Raw genomic sequence first — 19,721 nt, forward strand, 5'->3', positions numbered from 1 at the left:
TCGATCATGGCCGGCGCTTGCAAATTGTCCCGATATCTTATATGCTTGAGTAAGCACTCAATTAATGGAGCAGATGTGGCAAGGCCTCTCAGTGAAGAAAAACGTCACGCCATCCTGGCTGCCGCCGCGGCATTGATTGCGGAGCAGGGCGTCAGCGGCCCGGTCGCGAAAATCGCCAAGCAGGCCGGGGTTGCCGAGGGTACCGTGTTCACTTATTTTGCCGACAAAAATGTGCTGCTCAACGAGCTGTACCTGTGGATCAAGGCTGACCTGGCCAGCGTCATGACCACCGGCCTGCCATCCGCCAAGAGCTTGAAAGTACGTTGCCGCCATGTGTGGGACCGTTATATCGAGTGGGGTGCGGGCCAGCCCTTGCAGCGCAAGGCAATGAGCCAGCTGACAGTGTCGGACCGTATCACCGCTGCCAGCAAGCAAGAGGGCGGGGCGGCGTTTCGCGAAGTCAGTGCCATGCTGGATGAAATCCTTGCCGCCAGCGGCGCTGACAACCAGTCGGCGGCGTTCATCGCCGGCATCATGGAATCGCTGGCCGAGACCACCTTGTCCTTCATTGCGCGCGAACCGGCGGCGCTTGAGCATTACAAGCAGGCCGGGTTTGACGCGTTCTGGGGGGCTGTTTCAAAAAAATGAGCCGTTTTATTTTATTATTTAGTTGAGTGTGTAAGCACTCATTTTATATTCCTTCAAGGAGCTTGAACATGAATAACGCAATGTCTAAAGTCTGGTTAATTACTGGCAGCGCCCGCGGACTCGGGCTGCATATTGCTGAAGCGGTGCTGGCCGCCGGCCACAGGCTGGTCGCCACTGCGCGCGACATCAGCCGCCTGTCTGATTTGCAGGCGCGCTATGGTGAACAGGTACGCATCGCTGCGCTCGACGTGACCGACGCCAAAGCGGCGCAGGCCGCGGTGCAGCTCGCCCTCAGCGCCTTCGGCCGGCTCGATGTGCTGGTCAACAATGCCGGCTTTGGCCATCTCGCACCGTTCGAACAGACTGCCGATGAGGATTTTCGCGCCCAGATCGACGCCAATTTCTATGGCGTAGTGAACCTCACGCGCGCCGTCTTGCCCACCATGCGCGCGCAGCGCAGCGGCCATATCATCAATATCTCGTCGGTCGGCGGCCGCACCGGAACGCCGGGGCTGAGCGCTTATCAGTCAGCCAAATGGGCGGTGGGCGGCTTCACCGAAGTGCTGGCGCAGGAAGTCACCCCGCTCGGCATCAAAGTGATCTCGCTGGAGCCAGGCGGCATGCGCACCGACTGGGCCGATATCGCCGGCAGCCGGCTGCCGGAACTGCTGGCGGACTACCAGCCGACGGTCGGCCGCCTGGCCGAGATGCTGGCGGCCTACGCCGGCAAGGCCGCCGGCGATCCGGCCAAGGTGGCGCAAGTGGTGTTGGGCATCGCCGCCCATGACAATCCGCCGGCGCATCTGCTGCTCGGCAGCGATGCCTTGCATTATTTCGGCGCCGCCGAGGCAGTCCGCAACAGCGACGCCGCGGCCTGGCGCACGGTCAGCGTGGCCACCGATGTCGACGCCGACGCGCCGCTGCCGCCGTTTCCTGTCAGCGAGGTGGAATGATGAACAGCTGGAGCACGCAGGATATTCCGCAGCAGGCCGGACGCAGGGTGCTGATCACCGGCGCTACCGGCGGCCTCGGTTATGAAACCGCACTGGCGCTGGCGCAGGCCGGCGCCGAGGTGCTGCTGACCGGACGCAACCCGGCCAAGGGCGCAGCTGCGCTGGCCGCCATCCGCGCCAGCGTCCCGGCGGCGCAGATCCGCTATGCCGATCTGGATCTTGCCAGCCTGGCCTCGGTGCAAGCGTTCGCCGAGCGCCTCAGCGGTGAAACCGACGGCCTCGACCTGCTGGTGAACAATGCCGGCGTGATGATGCCGCCCACCCGCCACCAGACCGTGGACGGTTTTGAACTCCAGCTGGGCACCAACTATCTCAGCCATTTTGCCTTGACCGCACAGCTGCTGCCCTTGCTGCGCAATGGGCGGCAGGCAAGAGTGGTTAATCTCAGCAGCGGCGCCCACCGCATCCAGGCAGCGATCCATTTCGACGATCTGCAATGGCAGAAAAAATACCAGCCCTGGCCAGCCTACGCCCAGTCCAAGCTGGCCATGCTGATGTTCGCCTTCGAGCTGGAACGGCGCAGCAAGGCCTTCGGCTGGGGCCTGATGAGCAATGCCGCCCATCCAGGCTACGCCAGGACCGGACTGCAGAGCGCCGGTCCCGGCCTGGGACGCAACAGTCGGTCGCTGCTGGAACGCATCGGCAAGCTGCTCGAGCCGATTGCATCGCAGTCGGCCGCCGCCGGCGCCTTGCCGACCTTGTTCGCGGCGACTGCACCGCAGGCGCGGCCAGCCGGCTATTACGGCCCGCAAGGTTTCATGGAAATGAAAGGGGAGGTCGGCGACGCCAGGGTCGGGGAAGCGGCGCGCGATACCGCTATCGGCGTCCGCCTGTGGGAAGTGTCGGAGCAATTGACCGGCGTTGCATGGCCATCGGCGGCTTGAAGCTGCTGCGGTTTTGCACGCTTAATCTTCCCAATAGTAAAGCGCATCGTATTCAGTAAACTGATCGGCCAGGATGGTAGGAACTTCGATCTCCGGCGCCAGCGCTGTCGACAGATCGGCCTTGAACAGCCTGACCAAGCCATGTTTTTCCAGGATCGCTTGCACCTCTGCCGCCAACGTCACGATAGCCGGCGCCAGCAGCCGGTCCAGCATGGCGCTTTCCGGCAGGTAGCTGCTGCCGCCTTTGGTATGCCAACGCTTCTCGCCTTCCATGAAAACGAAGTAGGGCGAGAGGCGGCTCAGCAAGACAACCAAGCCTTTGTATTCACCGCCTTTGCCAAGCGCTTCGTCGACCTTGAATCCTACTTCGGGTTTGTAGAACCAGGCGTCGATGAAGGAAGCGTATCCCGAGCCGTAATGGCTCCATTCGATGCGCGAGAGTGCGCCGCTGGATTGAGCAACAGCAGCGCAGACGGTACGATAGAAGTCGTCGATCTTTTGCGAGTCGTTGCTGGCCCAGGGTTGCCGGCCGGAGATTGAGCGTTGCGTTATCAGTAAATCGATTTGGGATGGCGTCAGCATGGTTATCGGATTTCACTGTTTGTTTGCGATCGGAACGAATTGCCAGCTTCCGGCAGCGGGCGCCGGAATTTCATGACGCATGCGAAGAGTCGCCGAAGCAGTCTTTGGGGCGGATGAATGTTCTTCTTCGAAGATAGGAACGTACCCGGCCCGACGGTAGAACTGAATGGCGTTGAGAGAAGCTTCAAGAGTAAGCGCTTTGATTCCACATGAAGATGCCATGGCTTCAAGCGCGCGCAGGATCTTCAGGCCAATGCCTTGCCGGAATTGAGACGGACTGACATAGATGGCCTCGACGAATGCTGTCTCTGGATTCAATTGACCGAATGCGACGATATTTCCATTGATCTCTTCTACGAGGATGGCTTTCCGTTCAATCGCAGTGTGATATGTTTCGGCGGTTCGAGAGGTGCACCAGTCTTCTATCTCTTCCCTTGGATAATGCAAAGAGGCCTGCGCCCGAATTGCACGTATGCGGGTTTGCAATATTTCCGGCGCATCAGAGATTTTGGCGAGTCGGAGCATTCTTTTGCGGTATAAAGTGACTCAGGTGTGCAGTGCAAATTAACTGGCGCCGAAAATTGGGCGGCAAGTTCTGAAGCCGCCAAAACTGCATCGCGCATATCGCATATCGCAGCTTCAATGGCGGCGGAATATCATTTCTATCGCTGTTGTGCCGCATCAAGCCTGAGCATCTGGCCCATCAATTCGTGAATTTTATTGACTGCCTTTAGTGGTCGGATCATCACTTTAAAGTGGGTAATCAGACCCTCGTCGTTCCACTTGATCATGTCTACGCCATTGATCAGGATTCCGTCACAGGTTGTTTCGAATTCCAGCACTGCGGAATCGGGCCCGAGCCATTCGTTCAAGTATTCGAAGGTATCGTTATTCAAGACGTGCAGGGCGGCGGCAAGGTATTTGGCGGTGATCGCGCTGCCGTTTTGGGGCGTGTGGACAACCGGTGATTCAAAGATCACATCATCGGCGAGCAATGCTTTTAGGGAAGCGATGTCGCGCGACTTGACGATCTCGTGCCAGCGCTTAACTGTGGAATATGTCACGGCTGCTCCTCGCGTATCTTGGATGGCGGTTTGTGGTTAGCGACTCTGGAACATCCATTCAGTTGGTGCATTCAACGGAAATGCGTCCAACGCCTGCAGGGCAGGCACTTTTCAGAATACCATCGAATTGATGGTAGGCGCGCGCAATAGAAGTAAAGTCGGTAGCCCAAATGCTGCACGCATCGCAATCACATCACTATGGCTGCCAAGCAAAAGTCATTACTACAGAGATTTCGCCACGCCCACAATCAGCATCGAAGAGGGGACCAGCAGCAGCTGGGCAAGCACAGTCCCTGCCAGCCGACTGCCCACCAGCCAGACTACTGCGCGCCGAAACTGCGATTCGCTCACCCGGCCTTCGATCACGTCATCAGTCATACCCGACATATGCGGATCAATGAATACCGCCATCATGACGGTGGCGCCGCCGTTGATGATTGACGAAAGCGTACTGGATGTCACGCGGACGCTCGGGTCCAGGGCGCCGGCATAGAGCGCGGCAAATACGCCCACGGTCCAGAGCGCAACAGCAGCAACGTTGAGCGAGGTCATGGACAGAGAGACGCTGCCGCTATCGCGCAGTGCGGCGACATTCGCGCTCCGCGGCAGACTTGCGACGTCTTTAATATAGGACAGGCCGCCCTTGAAGAACCCGTGCAGGATCAGTTTCGGCACCGAGCGATGCACTTGAAAATGCTCGACGGCCCGGCAAAACACGCGCTGAAAAGTCGGAATCAGCAACGCGCCGACGATGGTCGCAAGCGAAGCGGAGACTAGCAGCCAGCGGAAGTCGGAAAGCAGGCCTTCTGCGGCAAGCTGGCTGCCGATATTCGATTCGACCCGCTTGGCCAGGAAGGGTCCAAGAAACGAATTCGACGTCCGCGAGACCAGGACAAGGATACTGAACAGCGCAAGCGAAACGGCAATCCGTCGGGTCCTGATCCCGGCGATGCGTACGGAATATGCCAGGGTGCCAATGATGTGGATGACGAAGGTCAGGAAACAAATGAATATCAGTTGCTTGTCCATCGAAGCCTTGAAAAGGTAGAAATAGTCGCTGAATGCAGCTGTGAACACACTATGCGTGCTCAAGGGAGGCGGTTTACGCTTCCGAATTAATCAGGGAATTAAGAACCATATCTTCCCATTTTCCCGCAATTTTCAAATAGGCCCTGGCATAGCCCTCGCGCTCGAATCCCAGCCTTGCCAGCAATTTCTGGCTTCTCAGGTTGGATGGCAGGTGATTCGCCATGATGCGATGTAGTCCGAGCTCTTCGAATACGTACCGTATCGCTGCCTCCGCGACCTCTTGCATCAGCCCCTGGCCTTCGAACTCCCGATGCACTGAATAACCCAGGTAACACCCCTGCAGAGGCCCTCTGACAATATTGGTGAAATTACAGCCGGCGATCATTTTGTTCGACTTGCGTTCAAGCGCAATGAAACTGACGGCAGTGCCGCCGATGAATGCCTGATAGGCCGATTCACAGCGCTGACGGCAAGATTCAGCAGTATAAAAATCGCTGTCTCTTATCGGTTCCCATGGCGCCAGATGTTCCTTGTTTGCCATCTTGTAGGCGAGCAACAGAGGCGCCATGTCAGGGTGCAGGATGGTCAGAATGGTTCGTTTGGTTTCAATTACAGGCAATTGGAACATAAGCAGGAATGGGCTTCTGGATGGCTATCTTGGGGAAGCATGCACGGCATCTGTAGATGTCGGCAGCTTGATGCATGAGGTTCTCGCTTCAGGCAGATGCGAAACTATAACGCGTATTGCCCCATTTCTATATGGCCGGTTCGTGCGTCGCAAAGACTTTCGGAGCGGACAGTACTATCATTGTGACGTGAATACGCTAAACTTTCGGGCATTGAAGGCAAGCCTGCTCGGCGCCATTACGCTGGCGGCCTTGCTCTTTATCCCCGCCGGGACTCTGGATTACTGGCAGGGATGGCTGTTCATGGCCGTTTTCGTGGGAGCGTCGTCGGCCGTCACCGTATATCTGGCGGTAAGAGATCCGGCGCTACTTGAGCGGCGCATGAAAGCGGGGCCGACGGCAGAAAAGGAAAGCACGCAAAAGCGCGTGATGTTGTTTGCCATGGCAGGGTTCATTGCCTTGATCGTCGTCCCCGCTCTCGATCATCGTTTCGGCTGGTCGCCGGCGCCCCCCTATGTGTCGCTGGCCGGAGATGTACTGGTCGCCTTTAGCTTCCTGCTGGTGTTCATTGTGCTCAAGGCGAATACCTACGCGGCATCGACGATCCAGGTCACCGCAGGGCAGCAAGTCATTTCAAGCGGGCCGTACGCGCTGGTGCGGCACCCCATGTATGCCGGCGTTTTTCCGCTGCTGGTCGGCATGCCGCTGGCGCTGGGCTCGTGGCTGGGTTTGCTGGTGCTGCTGCTGTTCATGCCGACGCTGATCTGGCGGCTGCTGCATGAGGAAAAATTCCTGCGGCAGAATTTGCCGGGATACGTAGAGTATTGCCAGAAGGTTCGCTACCGCTTGCTGCCTTATATCTGGTAGCCCTCGGGTTCAGCCTGAGCGGCTCAATGTTTTTCGACGAGCTCCGGCCTTGCAATAGTTCAGTCCGTCTCAGCCGGCAACCATTCGCGCAAACTCGTCGCTATCGATCAGGCGCTGCAAGTCGTTGGCGCCGCCTACCAGTGTGCCGTTGACGAATATCATCGGGAAAGTCGGCCAGCCGGTCCACATCTTGAGTGCATTGCGGCGCTTCCACTGGCCCAGGTAGCTGCCATATTCAAGGTATTTGTAGGGAGCGGAAATTGCATCCAGTGCCTTGCGCGCTTTGCGCGGAAAAGGATTCTGCGTCATGCCGACCACAACTACCTTGTTGCTCGCGATGGCGTCTTGCACCTCGCGGACGATGTCGGCATGGCTATCGGTGATGGCCTGGCGGATGGCGGGGTGGATGTGGGCTTCATCGAGGACGCTGCGGGTCATAATCGCTTTCCAGTTTATGTAACGTTGCGGCGGCAACGGAAGTTGCATCGTCTCACATTATCAGCTGCCGCCGGCAAGGAAATCGATGTTGCCTGGCTGCCGACGCTTCAGTGGAATGTAACCTGTACGTCTATCAAGGAGTTGCTTCCGCGCTGGGCGGTGCACAAGCGGCCTACCTCAACTGCATCTAATGAGATCGCAGCCTTTTTCGCTTCGTCGGCGGACAGCGCCGGCATCAGCTTTTGCATTGCTTCGATTTTTTCCGGCGCCACCTGGGTCGGCTCCTCCAGTTGCGGTGCGCAAGTCAGGCTGATTTTTTCGCCCTGGTTAGTCGAGACAATACCTTTGGCAGTCTCGTCGTCAATGCCTTTGAGAATCGGGTCGCCATTGATCTTCAGCACATAAACGTCATGCGCGAAATCGCCTTGCGAGACGCACAGCTCGATCTTTTGCGAGGTTTCGCCAAACTGGCGGACCGTGGACTGGCACACCGATTTTCCGGCGGCAGCGATAATCTGCAGCGGGGTGTTTTCGGCATTCGCGGCGCCGGCTGCTGCGGTCAGGAGTGAGGTAGTTAACATGATTGCCAAAGTCGTCGCTGAACGCGGCATAAGTATCCCTGATGTGATGTGGCACAAAATTCAAGCTACCAGACGGCGCACACGATTCGCGCGCCATTTTTACGGAAAACATGCGCTGCGAGGGGAACCCCTGCATCATTGCATTAGTGTCTTATTGTCGCCGTAGCATTGTATTTTGGCAACATCATATTGGAGAAAACTACGGAGAAATGCGCATTTTCATGCCGCCCTGCAGGTGAGGGATGCGCGATGTGCCCGGAAAATGAAAAACGCCCCGTCTGGGGCGCGTTGCCGGCTCGTGCTCACGCCTCCGGCAAGGGAATCCATTCGGGATCGCCCGGCACCGGGTCGAAGCGCAGTTCACGCCAGTTCTGCTTGGCGGTCTCGATCAGTTCCGGCCGGCTGGCGACGAAATTCCACCAGATCGAGCGCGGGCCGTCGATAGGCGCGCCGCCCAGCAGCATGACCTGGGCCGCTTCGCTGGCCGCAATCCTGACTGCCACGTCAGGCTGCAGCACCGCCAGCACGCCCAGTTCCAGCGCTTCGCCGTCGACGGTGACGCTGCCGCTGGCGACATACACGGCTTGCTGCGGATATTCCGGCGTCAACGTGAACTGCGCGCCTGCGGTCATTTCCGCGGCCACATACAAGGTCGGCGAACTGATCTTGACCGGCGCTTCCTGGCCGAAGGCGCGGCCGGCGATTACTCGCAACTGGTAGCCTTCGCCTTGGATCAGCGGCAGGCTGGCGGCCGGATGATGGGCAAAGGCTGGCGCACACTCCTCGTCGGCCAGCGGCAGCGCTACCCAGGTCTGGATGCCGTGCAGGCGCCAGCCTTTGGCGCGTTGCGCGGCCGGTGTCCGTTCGGCATGGACGATGCCGCGGCCGGCAGTCATCCAGTTGACGTCGCCGGGGATGATTTCCTGATCGTTGCCGAGGCTGTCATGGTGACGGATCGCACCTTCAAACAGATAGGTGACCGTGGCCAGGCCGATATGCGGATGCGGCCGCACGTCTATGCCCTGGCCGCTGGCAAATTCGACCGGCCCCATATGGTCGAAGAACAGGAACGGGCCGACGCTCTGGTGATGGCCGGCGGGCAGCACGCGGCGCACTACCAGTTCGCCCAGGTCGCGCGCGCGTCCCGGAATGCGATAAGCAATCGATGAAGTCATGATGTTTCCAGTCTAAATAGGTAGAATCGGCCTTGTCGGTTGTGACATTAACATGTTTGCAAGGATCCGGCAGTGGGAGAAAAACAATCTTGCGGTTCCCCATGCCAAGCTATTTGTTGATAGCAGGAAGAGGAAAATTATCACATGAAGCATCTTACCGAAACTGACTTGCGCGCATGGCTTGCCGTGATTGCTGATCCGCTGGCGACGCCCGCCACGCTGTTGGCGTGGCTCGAAGGCCCATTGAAAAAATTCTTTCCGTATCAAGCCGTCATTCTCGGTTATGGAGAGTTGACTGTCGGCCAAGTGAAGACAACGCATGTGTTGGCAAGTGGCCACGACCAGGTTTTTTTAGACTACCTGCCAACGGCTTATGAGACGGCGGACCGCAGCTCCATCAAATGGTGGCGTACGAGCCGGCAGCCATTTTTCATAGATCCGGAAAATCCGCCTGCCTATGCCAGCGCTTTCGAGATCGACGAGATCCAGCGTTTTGGCTTGGGTAACGTGGTTGCCCATGGCGTACTCAATATCAAAGCCAATGCAGGCTGCTATTTCAGCTTTTCCGGAGTCGAAGGGCCGTTGAGCGACTGGCATCTCGAAGCGCTGAAACTGATGACGCCGCTGCTGAATGATTTATTGCTTGCTCATTTTTATCTGAAGTCGGAAAGGTCGCCGTTAGAACTGGATGCATTGACTGCGCAACAAAGATCCATCGTCCGCCACCTCGCCGCCGGCATGGATGACAAAACAATCGGCCGAACCTTGAATATCGCAGAAAAGACAGTGCGTAATCAACTTGGAAAGATTTATGCGCAACTTGGCGTGCATAAGAGATCAAAGCTGATCGCCTTGCTCAAATAGCAGATGTAGTAAATGCTTCGCAAGCGTCACGACGTGTAGACATTCGTTGCGGCCACAACGCCGAAGCCGCGAACAGGTCTATCGCAGCCCGTGGCGATGGGGCCTCAGGCCTGATGCCGCCACTCAAAATACAGCATGCCCGCTCCCGGATGGGACATTTGACCCATTTACGGGATCGGATGGATGGGTAACCATGAAAACAACGCGGATGTAGTTATTTGCAGCTGCGCTTGGCCGTGCACTGCCTGGATCAGGCATGCCGAAATTTTTCATCGGATTGCTATAGGTATGCAAATGGAAAGTTTGAAAAACCACGCTTTTACTTCAAAGAGCCCGCCTGAACGCTTCAAGCTGGAATGCTGGACCAAGGGGCGCGGCCGCCGTCTGCATATGCCGGAGGGAGGATGCCGGCAGCAGGCGGCATTCGGCGGAGGTACCGAATCGACGTCCCTGGGGGCCGTTGTCGTGACGCGCTATTCCGTACAGGAAGCTGCCGTCGACCGGACCCAATCTCTGATGCGAAGCATGCCGTCGCTGCGCTTCCATCTGCTGTTGGTGGAGGACGGCCGTCACGTGTTGAAGCAGTTTGGCCGCACGGTCGAGGTCGCCAGCGGCGACATGGTGCTGATCGATGCGCACCGTCTCTCTTCCAGTGTGCAAGAGCGGGCCACTGTTGCACGCATGGTTTCCCTGAGCGAGGCTTTCGCCAGCCATTGGATTCCCCATGTCGAAGGCTGCGTCGCCCATGTGCTCAAGGGCGATCGCGGCTGGGGGGCGATGCTGTCCGCATATCTTGGCAACCTCGGTATCGAGACCTTGCAAGCATCGACGAGCCTTTATGAACAGGCATTGATGGCCGATCAAATCGCTTGCCTGATGCGTTTCGCGTTCAAAGAAGTGGGGTTGCCAAAAACGGAAAGCAGCAAGGTGCGCAATCTCCGGCAGCGCGCCGAACTGCACCGCGGCATGGTGCTGTGGCTGAAGCAGAATTATCACGATGCAAGCGTGACAGCGCAAACCCTGGCCGATGCCTTCGGCATGTCGGTACGGAATGTCCATCACGTCTTCCTGAATGCAGAAGGCGCCAGCTTTCACAGCCTCCTGCGTGACATCCGGCTGGATGCCGCGACCCGTTTGCTCGCGGTCAAGGAGGCGCAGGCTCTGTCTCTGGCTGAGATTGGCTGGCGTTGCGGATTTTCCGAGCAGTCGCATTTTTGCCGGGTGTTTCGCCAGCAGAAGAAAATGTCGCCCGGAACTTATCTCAAGATACTCGATGCCAAGACGCGGGCAGTGGCATCTCCTGGCGCGCCATACATCCTCGCCCCACATGCCGACACGTTTTATTGAAAACCATCACAGGTGAAAAATGATACTCACAGATGAGCAATGGGAAAAACTGGAGCCGCTGTTGCTTGGAAAAAAGGGAGATCCGGGCATGCAGGGGCGCGACAATAGATTGTTCGTCGAGGCGGTATTCTGGTATGCAGGCACACATCGATGGCGCAATCTGCCGACTGAATTCGGCAAGTGGAACACGGCATACATGCGTTTTCGGCGCTGGAATCTGCGAGGCCTCTGGCATCGTTTGAAAGAAGAGACAAAGGACGATCCCGAACTGTTGGTGCAGTTCGAAAAGATAGTGGCGCACGCCGATAACGTTCAGATGCGTGCGCAGCAAAAAGCGGATATGAAGAGTCTGTGGAAGGATCGCAGCTGGTCCATGTGGGAGAGCCGCAACGAAGAAAAGCCGCGCGCTGGGGCCGTTGGAGCAGGTTCACACTGGCTGCGGCTGCTGATGGAGCGATCCGACCAGGAGTCGACGGCAAATGAGGAGAGCCACAGGCGCGGCGGACCCGGACCGAAGGTGTCGCCGTGAAACACAAGCTGGTGCAACAGCTTACCGCTGAGATGCTGGCCAATCACGCAGCGCTTGGTTGTGCGCTGGTCGAGGCGGCTGCGGAGCGGCCGGAGTCGGATTGCCCGCGGTGGGTGACAACGTTTGCATCGATCGCGTTGCTCGTTGCCGGCGGCGCCGATCCGGTTGCGCCGATGCAAAGCACGGTCGAGCACGATTCCGCGTCGCACGGGCAGATGCGCCGCCCCGCCATGGACTAGTGGGTTGTTACCGCCCACCAGTGCGTCAGAGCGCCCCGCTTAACAGGTAACCGCCAACCGCGGCAATGGCAATGCCGCCAACCCGCACCGCCTGCGACGCCATTTTCTGTCTGGCGACCAGCCCGATCGTCAGCCCCGACAAATGCAGCAGGACGGTGGCGGCGACAAAGCCGACGCCATACCACAGCGCCGATGCGCCATGCGGCAGTTCACTACCGTGGGCATAGCCATGGAACACGGCAAATACCGACACCACGGTGGCGCTGGCCCATAGCGGCATGCGGATGGCGAAAGCGATCAGCAGCCCGAGCACTGCGACCGAAGCCGCGATGCCGGTTTCCACTCCCGGCAGCGCCACACCGGCGAACGCCAGCAGGGCTCCGGCCACCATCATCAGCGGAAACGCCAGCAGCAACAGCCATAGCGCAGAGCGCTTGTTTTGCGCTGCCCACAGACCGACCGCCAGCATCGCCAGCAAATGGTCGAGGCCGCTGAACGGATGGGCGAAGCCGTCGTTGAAGCCGAAGGCGTCGGGATGACCGGGATGGGCGAAGGCGGAGCCGATGCCGAGTGCGGCGATGGCTAAGGCGCTGAGGCGGCCGCAGGTTTTTACGGATAGATGGGACATGGCTGACTCCTGTGAAAAAGTGGGTGTTCAGATTCTTCTGTGAGGAAAAAGGTAGGGTGGACACGCTTTTGTGCCCACGCTGTTGCGCCATCCGCGTGGGCACAAAAGCGTGCCCACCCTACTCACTTATTTGGATTGCTCATTTAGCTTGATCAAGTAATCCTTGTTTACGGATAAAAGCGATCACTTGTTCGACGCCGTCGCCGCTGCGCAGGTTGGTGAAAATGAACGGCCGTTCGCCGCGCATTCTTTTGGCGTCGTGCGCCATCACATCCAGATTGGCGCCGACATACGGCGCCAGGTCGGTCTTGTTGATGATCAGCAGGTCGGAGCGGGTAATGCCGGGGCCGCCCTTGCGCGGGATCTTTTCACCGCCGGCGACGTCGATCACGTAGATGGTGAGGTCGGACAGTTCCGGGCTGAAGGTGGCGGCCAGGTTGTCGCCGCCGGATTCCAGCAGGATCAGGTCCAGGTTCGGAAAATCCGCGCTCATGCGCGCGATCGCTTCCAGGTTGATCGAAGCGTCTTCGCGGATGGCGGTGTGCGGACAGCCGCCGGTTTCCACGCCCATCAGGCGTTCCGCCGGCAGCGCATCGGCGCGCAGCAGGATTTCCATGTCTTCCTTGGTGTAGATGTCGTTGGTGATGACCGCCATGTCGTAATGGTTGCGCATGCCTTTGCACAGCATTTCGCACAATGCGGTCTTGCCGGAGCCGACCGGGCCGCCGATGCCGACGCGCAGGGGATTGGATGTGGAGGAAGTGCTCATGTTGAGGTTCGCTTAAAAAATAGTGAGTGTTTGGTTTCAGGAGCAATTCAAGAGCGATACAGACGGCTGTATTGTTCTTCGTGCTGCATCGACAGCAGCGACAGGCCGGGCGCCCAATTTGATAATTCGTGATCGGCCAGTTGTCGGGCACGCTCGGCGGCCAGCTGCAGTTCCGCCTGCAAGGAAAGCAGCAGGCGCTGGCCGGCGACCTGTCCAAGCGGGATGGTCTTGACGCATACCAGCACCTGGTTCTCGGCCCAGGAAAACAGCATGCCCAGCAAGGCAGCCTCGTGCGGCACTTGCAAGGCCACTGCGGTATAGGCGTAGGCGGTCGGCAGCGGCAGTTCCGGCTGCGCCTGCAGGATGGCCAGCAGGGCGGCGTCGCCGATCTGCAGTTCGATCGCCAGTTTGCCCAGCGAATAGCCCATCTGTATGGTTTCGGCGCGAAACTCGGCGCTGTCGCGGGCGGCGATGAAGCGTTCAGTCCAGTGCTGCACGGCGTCGCTGTCGCGGCGCTCGAAGGCCTGCAGCAGGCGCCATGTCACAGGCGCTTCGAACAACGCTACTACTTGCTGCAAATGCTCGCAGATCCAGCCGCGCGCCGATGCCGGATCCTTGACCCAGCCTTTGTCGATGGCTGTCTCCAGTCCTTGCGAATAGCTGTAAGCGCCTATCGGCAGCGACGGGCTGGCCAGTTGCAGCAGGTGGAGCAGCGCGGTCGCTTGCATGTCATGCATTGGTTTAAGTGAGCGCTCAGTTGCCGTCGGCGTCGCCGGGGCGATGGATCTTCTGGCGCAACGGCACCGGCGCCAGCAGATTGTCGCGATGGTGATGGTGGTCGCCGCTGCCGTGTCCATAAGCGCCGGATTCCGGCTCGAACGCCGCCAGTTCTTCGGTCACCTTGGCCTGCAGACCCTCCAGCATTTCCTTCAGCACCGGGTCCTTGCGGATGCGCAGGAAGCCGTCGCCGACGTGCGCCTGCGTGTGGCGGTTGCCCAGGTGGAAAGCGCAGCGCAGCAGGGCATGCGGGCTTTGGCACTCGATGCGGTAGGTGGTTTCGGCTGCCGCCAGCACCTTGACCACGCGTTCTCTGCCGCTGTCGTCCATGCCCTTGATCAGATCGCCATGGCGCAGTACCGTGCCGCGCACGGTGAATACGCCGACTTCCTCACCGTTGCTGAGCGTCGCGCGCAGGCGGCTCTTTTCACGCAAATCGTAAGGCAGGATCAGTTCGCCTTCGATCAGGTCCGCGTGTTCTACTTTGGTATTTAGGATTAACATCTTGTGCCGTGAATGAGAAATTCAGAATAGGAAATAGCGTTGCGCCATCGGCAGCACGCTGGCCGGCTCACATACCAGCAGTTCGCCGTCAGCCCGTACTTCATAGGTTTCCGGATTGACTTCCATGTGCGGCGTGGCGCCGTTGTGAATCATGTGATGCTTGCGCAGATGGCGCACGTCTTTGATCGCGATCACCGGCTTGTTCAGTTTCAAGCGCTCGGCGATGCCGTCGTCGTAAGCCGCTTGCGAAACAAACGTCAGCGAAGTCTTGAGGCCGCCGCCATAGGCGCCGAACATCATGCGATAGTGCACCGGCTGCGGCGTCGGAATGGAAGCATTCGGATCGCCCATCTGCGCCGCTGCGATCATGCCGCTCTTGAGGATGGTGGATGGCTTGACGCCGAAGAAGGCCGGTTTCCACAGCACCAGGTCGGCAATCTTGCCGACTTCGATCGAACCCACCACATGCGCGATGCCGTGGGTGATGGCGGGATTGATGGTGTACTTGGCGATATAGCGCTTGACCCGGAAGTTATCTGCTCTATCGCTATCTTCCGCCAGCGCGCCGCGCTGCACTTTCATCTTGTGCGCGGTTTGCCAGGTGCGCATGATGACTTCGCCGACCCGGCCCATGGCTTGCGAATCGGAGGACATCATGCTGATGGCGCCGATGTCGTGCAGGATGTCTTCGGCGGCAATCGTTTCGCGCCGGATGCGCGATTCGGCGAAGGCGACGTCTTCCGCGATTGCCGCATCGAGGTGATGGCAAACCATCAGCATGTCGAGATGCTCGTCCAGCGTGTTGACGGTAAACGGCCGGGTCGGATTGGTGGAGGAGGGCAGCACATTGCTGTTGCCGACCGCGGCGATGATGTCCGGCGCATGGCCGCCGCCGGCGCCTTCGGTATGGAAGGTGTGGATAGTGCGGTCCTGGAACGCCGCCAGGGTATGCTCCAGGAAGCCGCCTTCGTTCAGGGTATCGCTGTGGATCGCAACTTGCACGTCCATGCGGTCGGCCACGCTCAGGCAGTTGTCGATGGCGGCCGGGGTCGAGCCCCAGTCTTCATGCAGCTTGAGGCCGATGGCGCCGGCGCGCACCTGTTCCTCCAGCGGGCCCGGCAAGCTGATGTTGCCCTTGCCGAGGAAACCCAGGTTCATCGGAAAGGCATCGGCCGCCGACAGCATCGCATGCAGATGCCAGGGACCGGGAGTGCAGGTGGTGGCGGCGGTGCCTGCCGCCGGGCCGGTGCCGCCGCCGAGCATGGTGGTGACGCCGCTCATCAGCGCCTCTTCCATCTGCTGCGGGCAGATGAAATGGATATGCGAATCGATGCCGCCGGCGGTGACGATCTTGCCTTCGCCGGCGATGATTTCGGTGGCGCCGCCGATCACCATGGTGACGTCCGGCTGGATATCCGGATTGCCGGCTTTGCCGATGGCGGCGATCTTGCCGCCCTTGATGCCGATGTCGGCCTTGACGATGCCCCAGTGGTCGATGATCACGGCGTTGGTGATCACCGTGTCCATCACATCCTTGTGCAGGCGCTGCGACTGGCCCATGCCGTCGCGGATCACCTTGCCGCCGCCGAATTTCACTTCTTCGCCGTAGGTGGCGTAGTCCTTTTCGATTTCGATGAAGAGTTCGGTATCGGCCAGGCGGATGCGGTCGCCGGTGGTCGGTCCGTACATTTCGGCATAAGCATGCCTAGAGATCTTGCTCATGATTTTGTCCGTTTCGTCAGTGCGCCCATGACCTTGCCGTTGAAACCGTAGACGATACGGTCGCCCGCCAGATCCACCAGTTCCACCGTGCGCTTCTGGCCCGGTTCGAAACGCACCGCGGTGCCGGCGGCTATGTTGAGCCGCATGCCGTAGGCTTCCTCGCGCTCGAACCGCAAGGCCGGATTGACTTCGTAAAAATGAAAATGCGAGCCGATCTGGATCGGCCGGTCACCGCTGTTGGCAACCGTGACAGCGTGCATGCGGCGGCCGACATTGAGTTCGATGTCGCCGGCCTGGATCTGCATTTCTCCTGGGATCATGAGTCTTCTCCGCTCTAGGGAATCGGATGATGCACGGTGACCAGCTTACTGCCATCCGGGAAGGTGGCCTCGACCTGGATGTCGGGAATCATTTCGGCGATGCCGTCCATGACGTCGGCCCGGGTCAGTATCTTGCTGCCGTAGGACATCAGTTCGGCCACGCTCTTGCCGTCGCGCGCGCCTTCCATGATGGCGGCGCTGATCAGGGCTATCGCTTCCGGATAATTCAGCTTCAGGCCGCGCGCCAGGCGCCGCTCGGCCAGCAGGGCAGCGGTGAAAATCAGCAGCTTGTCCTTTTCTCTTGGCGTCAGATCCATGTTGTTCTTTCTTCGCGATGACTTTGATGTTGTGTGGACAGGGTGGTGCTGCGTTTTATCACGGCCCGCAGCGTCGCCATATCAAGTGTTCCAGATACGCGGTATATGCGCCGCATGCCCCAGTAATTCAGGACGCAGCATTTGCCAGGCCTGCATCATCCATTGCCGCGCCAGTTCGCTGGAGTGCCCGAGATGACGTAATACCAGCACTGATTTCACCTGACTGGCGCCGACGCTGGCGCGGCCGTCCGACAGCTGGCTGGCGCAGTCGCGCAACTGCTGCACAAAGCTGGCCGGGAATGCTTTGCCGGCCACCGTCAGGGTGGCGCACACGCTGCAATCCGCCAATCCCAGCCGGCTCTGCATGGCAGCGCTGCCGCCGCCCAGCGCGCCTTGTTCAAACCATAATAATTTGCCGTCGCGGCGGATGCTGGTCTGCTGCGAAATGCGGCCGCCGGTGAATGACTCGCCCGAAGCGGTGCGGCCGAAACACAGGATTTCGCCGCCGATATAGCGGGCGTCGCCCTCCAGCTCGACCCGATGTTCCAGCGCCACCTCGGCGTGGTCGAAAAAAATGGTTTCCTGCGGCAGCCACTCCAGCGCTGCGCCGGCGGCAAGCTGCAGCAGCACATGCTGGCGGGAGATTTTGCCATTGGCCTGGTACCATTTGGCGGCGCCCGGGGTGCTCAGGAACGCATGGGCGCCTGCGCCGACGCTGGCCTTGATTGTCAGTTCGTCACCGCCCACCACGCCGCCGGGCGGATGGACAATGATCGCATGGCAGATTGACGGGTGCTCCGGATACAGCGCCTTTTGTACGCGCAAGGGGCCGTAGTGGGCGCGCTCCAGCAGGCGCGTCGTGCCACGGTCGTCGCCAAAGGCAAGCGACAGCCAGGCCTGGTTGGCGCTGTGACGAGCTTGCTCGGCCGGCATCGTGTCCGGCAGCGGCGAAAGAGTCAGATTATCCATGCGGCACTATACCGCCAAGTGTCGTTTCACGCTTTCGTCATCCATGCTTTCATGGCCGCCGGCGGCCACTACCTCGCCGCGCGACAGCACCACGAAATTGTCGGCCAGTTCGCGCGCGAAATCGAAGTACTGCTCGCATAGCAGGATGCCGATGTTGCCGCGCTCGCGCAGCAGGCGGATCACGCGGCCGATATCCTTGATGATGGAAGGCTGGATGCCTTCGGTCGGTTCATCCAGGATGATCAGCTTGGGTTCCGCCAGCAAGGCGCGGGCGATCGCCAGCTGCTGCTGCTGGCCGCCGGAGAGGTCGCCGCCGCGCCGCTGCAGCATTTCTTTCAGCACCGGAAACAGCTCGTACACTTCTTCCTTGATCAGCAAAGCTTGCTTGCCGGATTTGGTGGCCATGCCCATCAGCAGGTTTTCTTCCACCGACAGGCGGGCAAAGATTTCGCGCCCCTGCGGCACATAGGCAATCCCCAGAGCAGCGCGCTGATGCGGCTTCAGGCTGGTAATGTCGCGGTCTTCCAGCATGATCTTGCCGCTGGCGCTCGGTAGCACCCCCATCAGGCATTTCAGCAAGGTGGTTTTGCCGACGCCGTTGCGGCCAAGCAGGGCCAGGCATTTGCCTTTTTCCAGCGACAGCGAAATGCCGCGCAGAGTGTGCGAGGAGCCGTAGTACTGATTCAGTTGGTCAACGTTTAACATGTTGTTCTAGCGCCCAAGATAGACTTCGATTACCCGTTCGTCGGCCTGGACTTCCGACATCTTGCCTGCTGCCAGCACCGAGCCTTCGTGCAGCACCGTGACCTTGCCCTGCTGGGCGATCTCGGCGACAAAGCCCATGTCGTGCTCGACCACCATGATCGAATGCTTGCCGCGCAATTCGTTGAGCAGTTCCGCGGTGCGCGCCGTTTCCGCATCCGACATGCCGGCTACCGGTTCGTCCAGCAGCAGCAACTGCGGTTCCTGCATCAGCAGCATGCCGATTTCCAGCCATTGCTTCTGCCCGTGCGACAGCAGGCCGGCCAGCCGCCGTTCGTTGCCGTTGAGGCGGATCAGGCGCAGGCAGGCGTCGATCTTGTCGACATGTTCCGAACTCAGGCGTGAAAACAAGGTGGTCTTGACCCGCTTGTCCATCTTCATCGCCAGCTCCAGGTTCTCGAACACGGTGTGCTGTTCGAACACCGTCGGCCGCTGGAACTTGCGGCCGATGCCGGCGTGGGCGATGTCGTACTCGGTCAGCCTGGTCAGGTCGATGCTCTGGCCGAAGAAGGCGGTGCCGGCGGTCGGGCGGGTCTTGCCGGTGATGACGTCCATCATGGTGGTCTTGCCGGCGCCGTTAGGACCGATGATGCAGCGCAGTTCGCCCACCGAAATATCCAGGTTGAGATTGTTCAGCGCCTTGAAGCCGTCAAACGATACCGTAATGTTTTCCAGATAGAGGATGGCGCCGTGGGTAGTGTCGACGCCTTCCGGCTTGATGCGCGCATACGAGGTGCCGTAGTCGGCATGGCGGGTGTTGTCGACGTTTTCCGACGGCTGCGCCGGATCGTAGATGGGGCTGATGCGCTGACTCATGTCGCCTCCTTGCTGCTGGCTTCAGGCTCGGATTGGCGTTCCGGCTTGCTTTTCAGTTTGTTTTTCAGATTGCTTGCCAGCCCCAGGATCCCCTGCGGCATGAACAGCGTCACCAGGATGAAGATCAGGCCCAGCGCATACAGCCAGAGATCGGGGAAGGCGCCGGTGAACCAGCTCTTCAAGCCGTTCACCGAGAAGGCGCCGATGATGGGGCCGACCAGCGAGCCGCGGCCGCCGACCGCGGCCCAGAT

The 19,721-nt window shown here is 59.5% G+C and carries 26 protein-coding genes and 1 pseudogene; 8 read left to right on the top strand and 19 right to left on the bottom strand.

The genetic code is table 11. The features are described from left to right. The first annotated feature begins 75 nt into the window (after nucleotides 1-75). The 3 genes from VNZ65_RS02100 to VNZ65_RS02110 all read left to right on the top strand — a co-directional run bounded on the left by VNZ65_RS02100 (nucleotide 76) and on the right by VNZ65_RS02110 (nucleotide 2,545). On the top strand, nucleotides 76-648 hold the full coding sequence (locus VNZ65_RS02100; protein ID WP_325665590.1) for a TetR/AcrR family transcriptional regulator: 573 nt from the start codon (nucleotides 76-78) through the stop codon (nucleotides 646-648). 80 nt (nucleotides 649-728) lie between these two features. Then, nucleotides 729-1,601 (top strand): oxidoreductase, encoded by an 873-nt coding sequence (locus VNZ65_RS02105; RefSeq protein WP_325665640.1) that lies wholly within the window; start codon nucleotides 729-731, stop codon nucleotides 1,599-1,601. Continuing rightward, complete coding sequence (locus tag VNZ65_RS02110; protein WP_325665592.1) at nucleotides 1,598-2,545, top strand: SDR family oxidoreductase; 948 nt, start codon at nucleotides 1,598-1,600, stop codon at nucleotides 2,543-2,545. Before VNZ65_RS02105 ends, VNZ65_RS02110 begins: the two co-directional genes overlap by 4 nt. 21 nt (nucleotides 2,546-2,566) lie before the next feature. On the opposite strand, the gene VNZ65_RS02115 is transcribed toward VNZ65_RS02110, so the two are convergent. From VNZ65_RS02115 to VNZ65_RS02135, 5 genes are all read right to left on the bottom strand, one after another. Further along, nucleotides 2,567-3,127 carry a hypothetical protein gene (locus VNZ65_RS02115; protein ID WP_325665594.1) on the bottom strand — a complete coding sequence of 187 codons (561 nt, stop codon included), beginning with the start codon at nucleotides 3,125-3,127 and terminating at the stop codon, nucleotides 2,567-2,569. Nucleotides 3,128-3,139: 12 nt separating this feature from the next. Next, complete coding sequence (locus VNZ65_RS02120) at nucleotides 3,140-3,652, bottom strand: GNAT family N-acetyltransferase (protein WP_325665596.1); 513 nt, start codon at nucleotides 3,650-3,652, stop codon at nucleotides 3,140-3,142. Between the two features lie 137 nt (nucleotides 3,653-3,789). Then, the gene (locus tag VNZ65_RS02125) at nucleotides 3,790-4,191 is read right to left on the bottom strand and encodes a nuclear transport factor 2 family protein (RefSeq protein WP_325665598.1); all 402 of its coding nucleotides are present in this window, start codon (nucleotides 4,189-4,191) and stop codon (nucleotides 3,790-3,792) included. Nucleotides 4,192-4,413: 222 nt separating this feature from the next. Beyond that, a complete protein-coding gene (locus tag VNZ65_RS02130; RefSeq protein WP_325665600.1) occupies nucleotides 4,414-5,220 on the bottom strand; it encodes a lipid II flippase Amj family protein in 807 nt (268 codons plus the stop codon). Between the two features lie 73 nt (nucleotides 5,221-5,293). Beyond that, the gene (locus tag VNZ65_RS02135; RefSeq protein ID WP_325665602.1) at nucleotides 5,294-5,848 is read right to left on the bottom strand and encodes a GNAT family N-acetyltransferase; all 555 of its coding nucleotides are present in this window, start codon (nucleotides 5,846-5,848) and stop codon (nucleotides 5,294-5,296) included. Nucleotides 5,849-5,990: 142 nt separating this feature from the next. Between VNZ65_RS02135 and VNZ65_RS02140 the strand changes: the two genes are divergently transcribed. Further along, nucleotides 5,991-6,713 (top strand): isoprenylcysteine carboxylmethyltransferase family protein, encoded by a 723-nt coding sequence (locus VNZ65_RS02140; protein WP_325665604.1) that lies wholly within the window; start codon nucleotides 5,991-5,993, stop codon nucleotides 6,711-6,713. A gap of 69 nt (nucleotides 6,714-6,782) precedes the next feature. Here VNZ65_RS02140 and VNZ65_RS02145 read toward each other — a convergent pair whose 3' ends face one another. The 3 genes from VNZ65_RS02145 to VNZ65_RS02155 form a co-directional block, all read right to left on the bottom strand. Beyond that, nucleotides 6,783-7,151, bottom strand: coding sequence for a glutaredoxin domain-containing protein (locus VNZ65_RS02145; RefSeq protein ID WP_325665606.1), 369 nt, complete (start codon nucleotides 7,149-7,151; stop codon nucleotides 6,783-6,785). Nucleotides 7,152-7,258: 107 nt separating this feature from the next. After that, nucleotides 7,259-7,732 carry a hypothetical protein gene (locus VNZ65_RS02150; protein ID WP_325665608.1) on the bottom strand — a complete coding sequence of 158 codons (474 nt, stop codon included), beginning with the start codon at nucleotides 7,730-7,732 and terminating at the stop codon, nucleotides 7,259-7,261. Nucleotides 7,733-8,034: 302 nt separating this feature from the next. Further along, nucleotides 8,035-8,907: a pirin family protein gene (locus VNZ65_RS02155; RefSeq protein ID WP_325665610.1), complete on the bottom strand. Its 873-nt coding sequence runs from the start codon at nucleotides 8,905-8,907 to the stop codon at nucleotides 8,035-8,037. 144 nt (nucleotides 8,908-9,051) lie between these two features. On the opposite strand from VNZ65_RS02155, the gene VNZ65_RS02160 reads away from it, so the two are divergent. From VNZ65_RS02160 to VNZ65_RS02175, 4 genes are all read left to right on the top strand, one after another. After that, nucleotides 9,052-9,771: a helix-turn-helix transcriptional regulator gene (locus VNZ65_RS02160; protein ID WP_325665612.1), complete on the top strand. Its 720-nt coding sequence runs from the start codon at nucleotides 9,052-9,054 to the stop codon at nucleotides 9,769-9,771. Nucleotides 9,772-10,065: 294 nt separating this feature from the next. Then, nucleotides 10,066-11,118 (top strand): helix-turn-helix transcriptional regulator, encoded by a 1,053-nt coding sequence (locus VNZ65_RS02165; RefSeq protein WP_325665614.1) that lies wholly within the window; start codon nucleotides 10,066-10,068, stop codon nucleotides 11,116-11,118. A gap of 19 nt (nucleotides 11,119-11,137) precedes the next feature. After that, on the top strand, nucleotides 11,138-11,647 hold the full coding sequence (locus VNZ65_RS02170) for a transposase (RefSeq protein ID WP_325665616.1): 510 nt from the start codon (nucleotides 11,138-11,140) through the stop codon (nucleotides 11,645-11,647). Then, nucleotides 11,644-11,886, top strand: a complete 243-nt coding sequence (locus VNZ65_RS02175; protein ID WP_325665618.1) for a hypothetical protein — start codon at nucleotides 11,644-11,646, stop codon at nucleotides 11,884-11,886. Before VNZ65_RS02170 ends, VNZ65_RS02175 begins: the two co-directional genes overlap by 4 nt. Before the next feature lie 25 nt (nucleotides 11,887-11,911). Here the strand turns inward: VNZ65_RS02175 and VNZ65_RS02180 are convergent, their stop codons facing one another. The 11 genes and pseudogenes from VNZ65_RS02180 to VNZ65_RS02230 all read right to left on the bottom strand — a co-directional run. Continuing rightward, complete coding sequence (locus VNZ65_RS02180) at nucleotides 11,912-12,514, bottom strand: HupE/UreJ family protein (RefSeq protein WP_325665620.1); 603 nt, start codon at nucleotides 12,512-12,514, stop codon at nucleotides 11,912-11,914. A 139-nt stretch (nucleotides 12,515-12,653) separates the two neighbouring features. Continuing rightward, nucleotides 12,654-13,283 (bottom strand): urease accessory protein UreG, encoded by a 630-nt coding sequence (gene ureG, locus VNZ65_RS02185; protein WP_325665622.1) that lies wholly within the window; start codon nucleotides 13,281-13,283, stop codon nucleotides 12,654-12,656. Nucleotides 13,284-13,330: 47 nt separating this feature from the next. Further along, on the bottom strand, nucleotides 13,331-14,011 hold the full coding sequence (locus VNZ65_RS02190; RefSeq protein ID WP_325665624.1) for an urease accessory protein UreF: 681 nt from the start codon (nucleotides 14,009-14,011) through the stop codon (nucleotides 13,331-13,333). Nucleotides 14,012-14,036: 25 nt separating this feature from the next. Then, nucleotides 14,037-14,564: an urease accessory protein UreE gene (gene ureE, locus VNZ65_RS02195; RefSeq protein WP_325665626.1), complete on the bottom strand. Its 528-nt coding sequence runs from the start codon at nucleotides 14,562-14,564 to the stop codon at nucleotides 14,037-14,039. A 21-nt stretch (nucleotides 14,565-14,585) separates the two neighbouring features. Then, nucleotides 14,586-16,286 carry an urease subunit alpha gene (ureC, locus tag VNZ65_RS02200; protein ID WP_325665628.1) on the bottom strand — a complete coding sequence of 567 codons (1,701 nt, stop codon included), beginning with the start codon at nucleotides 16,284-16,286 and terminating at the stop codon, nucleotides 14,586-14,588. After that, nucleotides 16,283-16,606: an urease subunit beta gene (locus VNZ65_RS02205; protein WP_325665630.1), complete on the bottom strand. Its 324-nt coding sequence runs from the start codon at nucleotides 16,604-16,606 to the stop codon at nucleotides 16,283-16,285. The genes ureC and VNZ65_RS02205 overlap by 4 nt, the downstream gene beginning before the upstream one ends. A gap of 14 nt (nucleotides 16,607-16,620) precedes the next feature. Beyond that, nucleotides 16,621-16,923, bottom strand: coding sequence for an urease subunit gamma (locus VNZ65_RS02210; RefSeq protein ID WP_325665632.1), 303 nt, complete (start codon nucleotides 16,921-16,923; stop codon nucleotides 16,621-16,623). A gap of 81 nt (nucleotides 16,924-17,004) precedes the next feature. Continuing rightward, on the bottom strand, nucleotides 17,005-17,892 hold the full coding sequence (locus VNZ65_RS02215; protein WP_325665634.1) for an urease accessory protein UreD: 888 nt from the start codon (nucleotides 17,890-17,892) through the stop codon (nucleotides 17,005-17,007). A gap of 6 nt (nucleotides 17,893-17,898) precedes the next feature. Continuing rightward, the gene (gene urtE, locus VNZ65_RS02220; protein ID WP_325665636.1) at nucleotides 17,899-18,597 is read right to left on the bottom strand and encodes an urea ABC transporter ATP-binding subunit UrtE; all 699 of its coding nucleotides are present in this window, start codon (nucleotides 18,595-18,597) and stop codon (nucleotides 17,899-17,901) included. A 6-nt stretch (nucleotides 18,598-18,603) separates the two neighbouring features. Continuing rightward, entirely contained in the window at nucleotides 18,604-19,470 is an 867-nt protein-coding gene (urtD, locus tag VNZ65_RS02225; protein ID WP_325665638.1) for an urea ABC transporter ATP-binding protein UrtD, read from the bottom strand. Next, nucleotides 19,467-19,721 (bottom strand): annotated as a pseudogene (locus VNZ65_RS02230) (urea ABC transporter permease subunit UrtC); the annotation flags it as partial. The pseudogene VNZ65_RS02230 and the gene urtD, both read right to left, overlap by 4 nt.

The organism is Collimonas sp. (assembly GCF_035566555.1).
Classification (GTDB): domain Bacteria; phylum Pseudomonadota; class Gammaproteobacteria; order Burkholderiales; family Burkholderiaceae_D; genus Collimonas.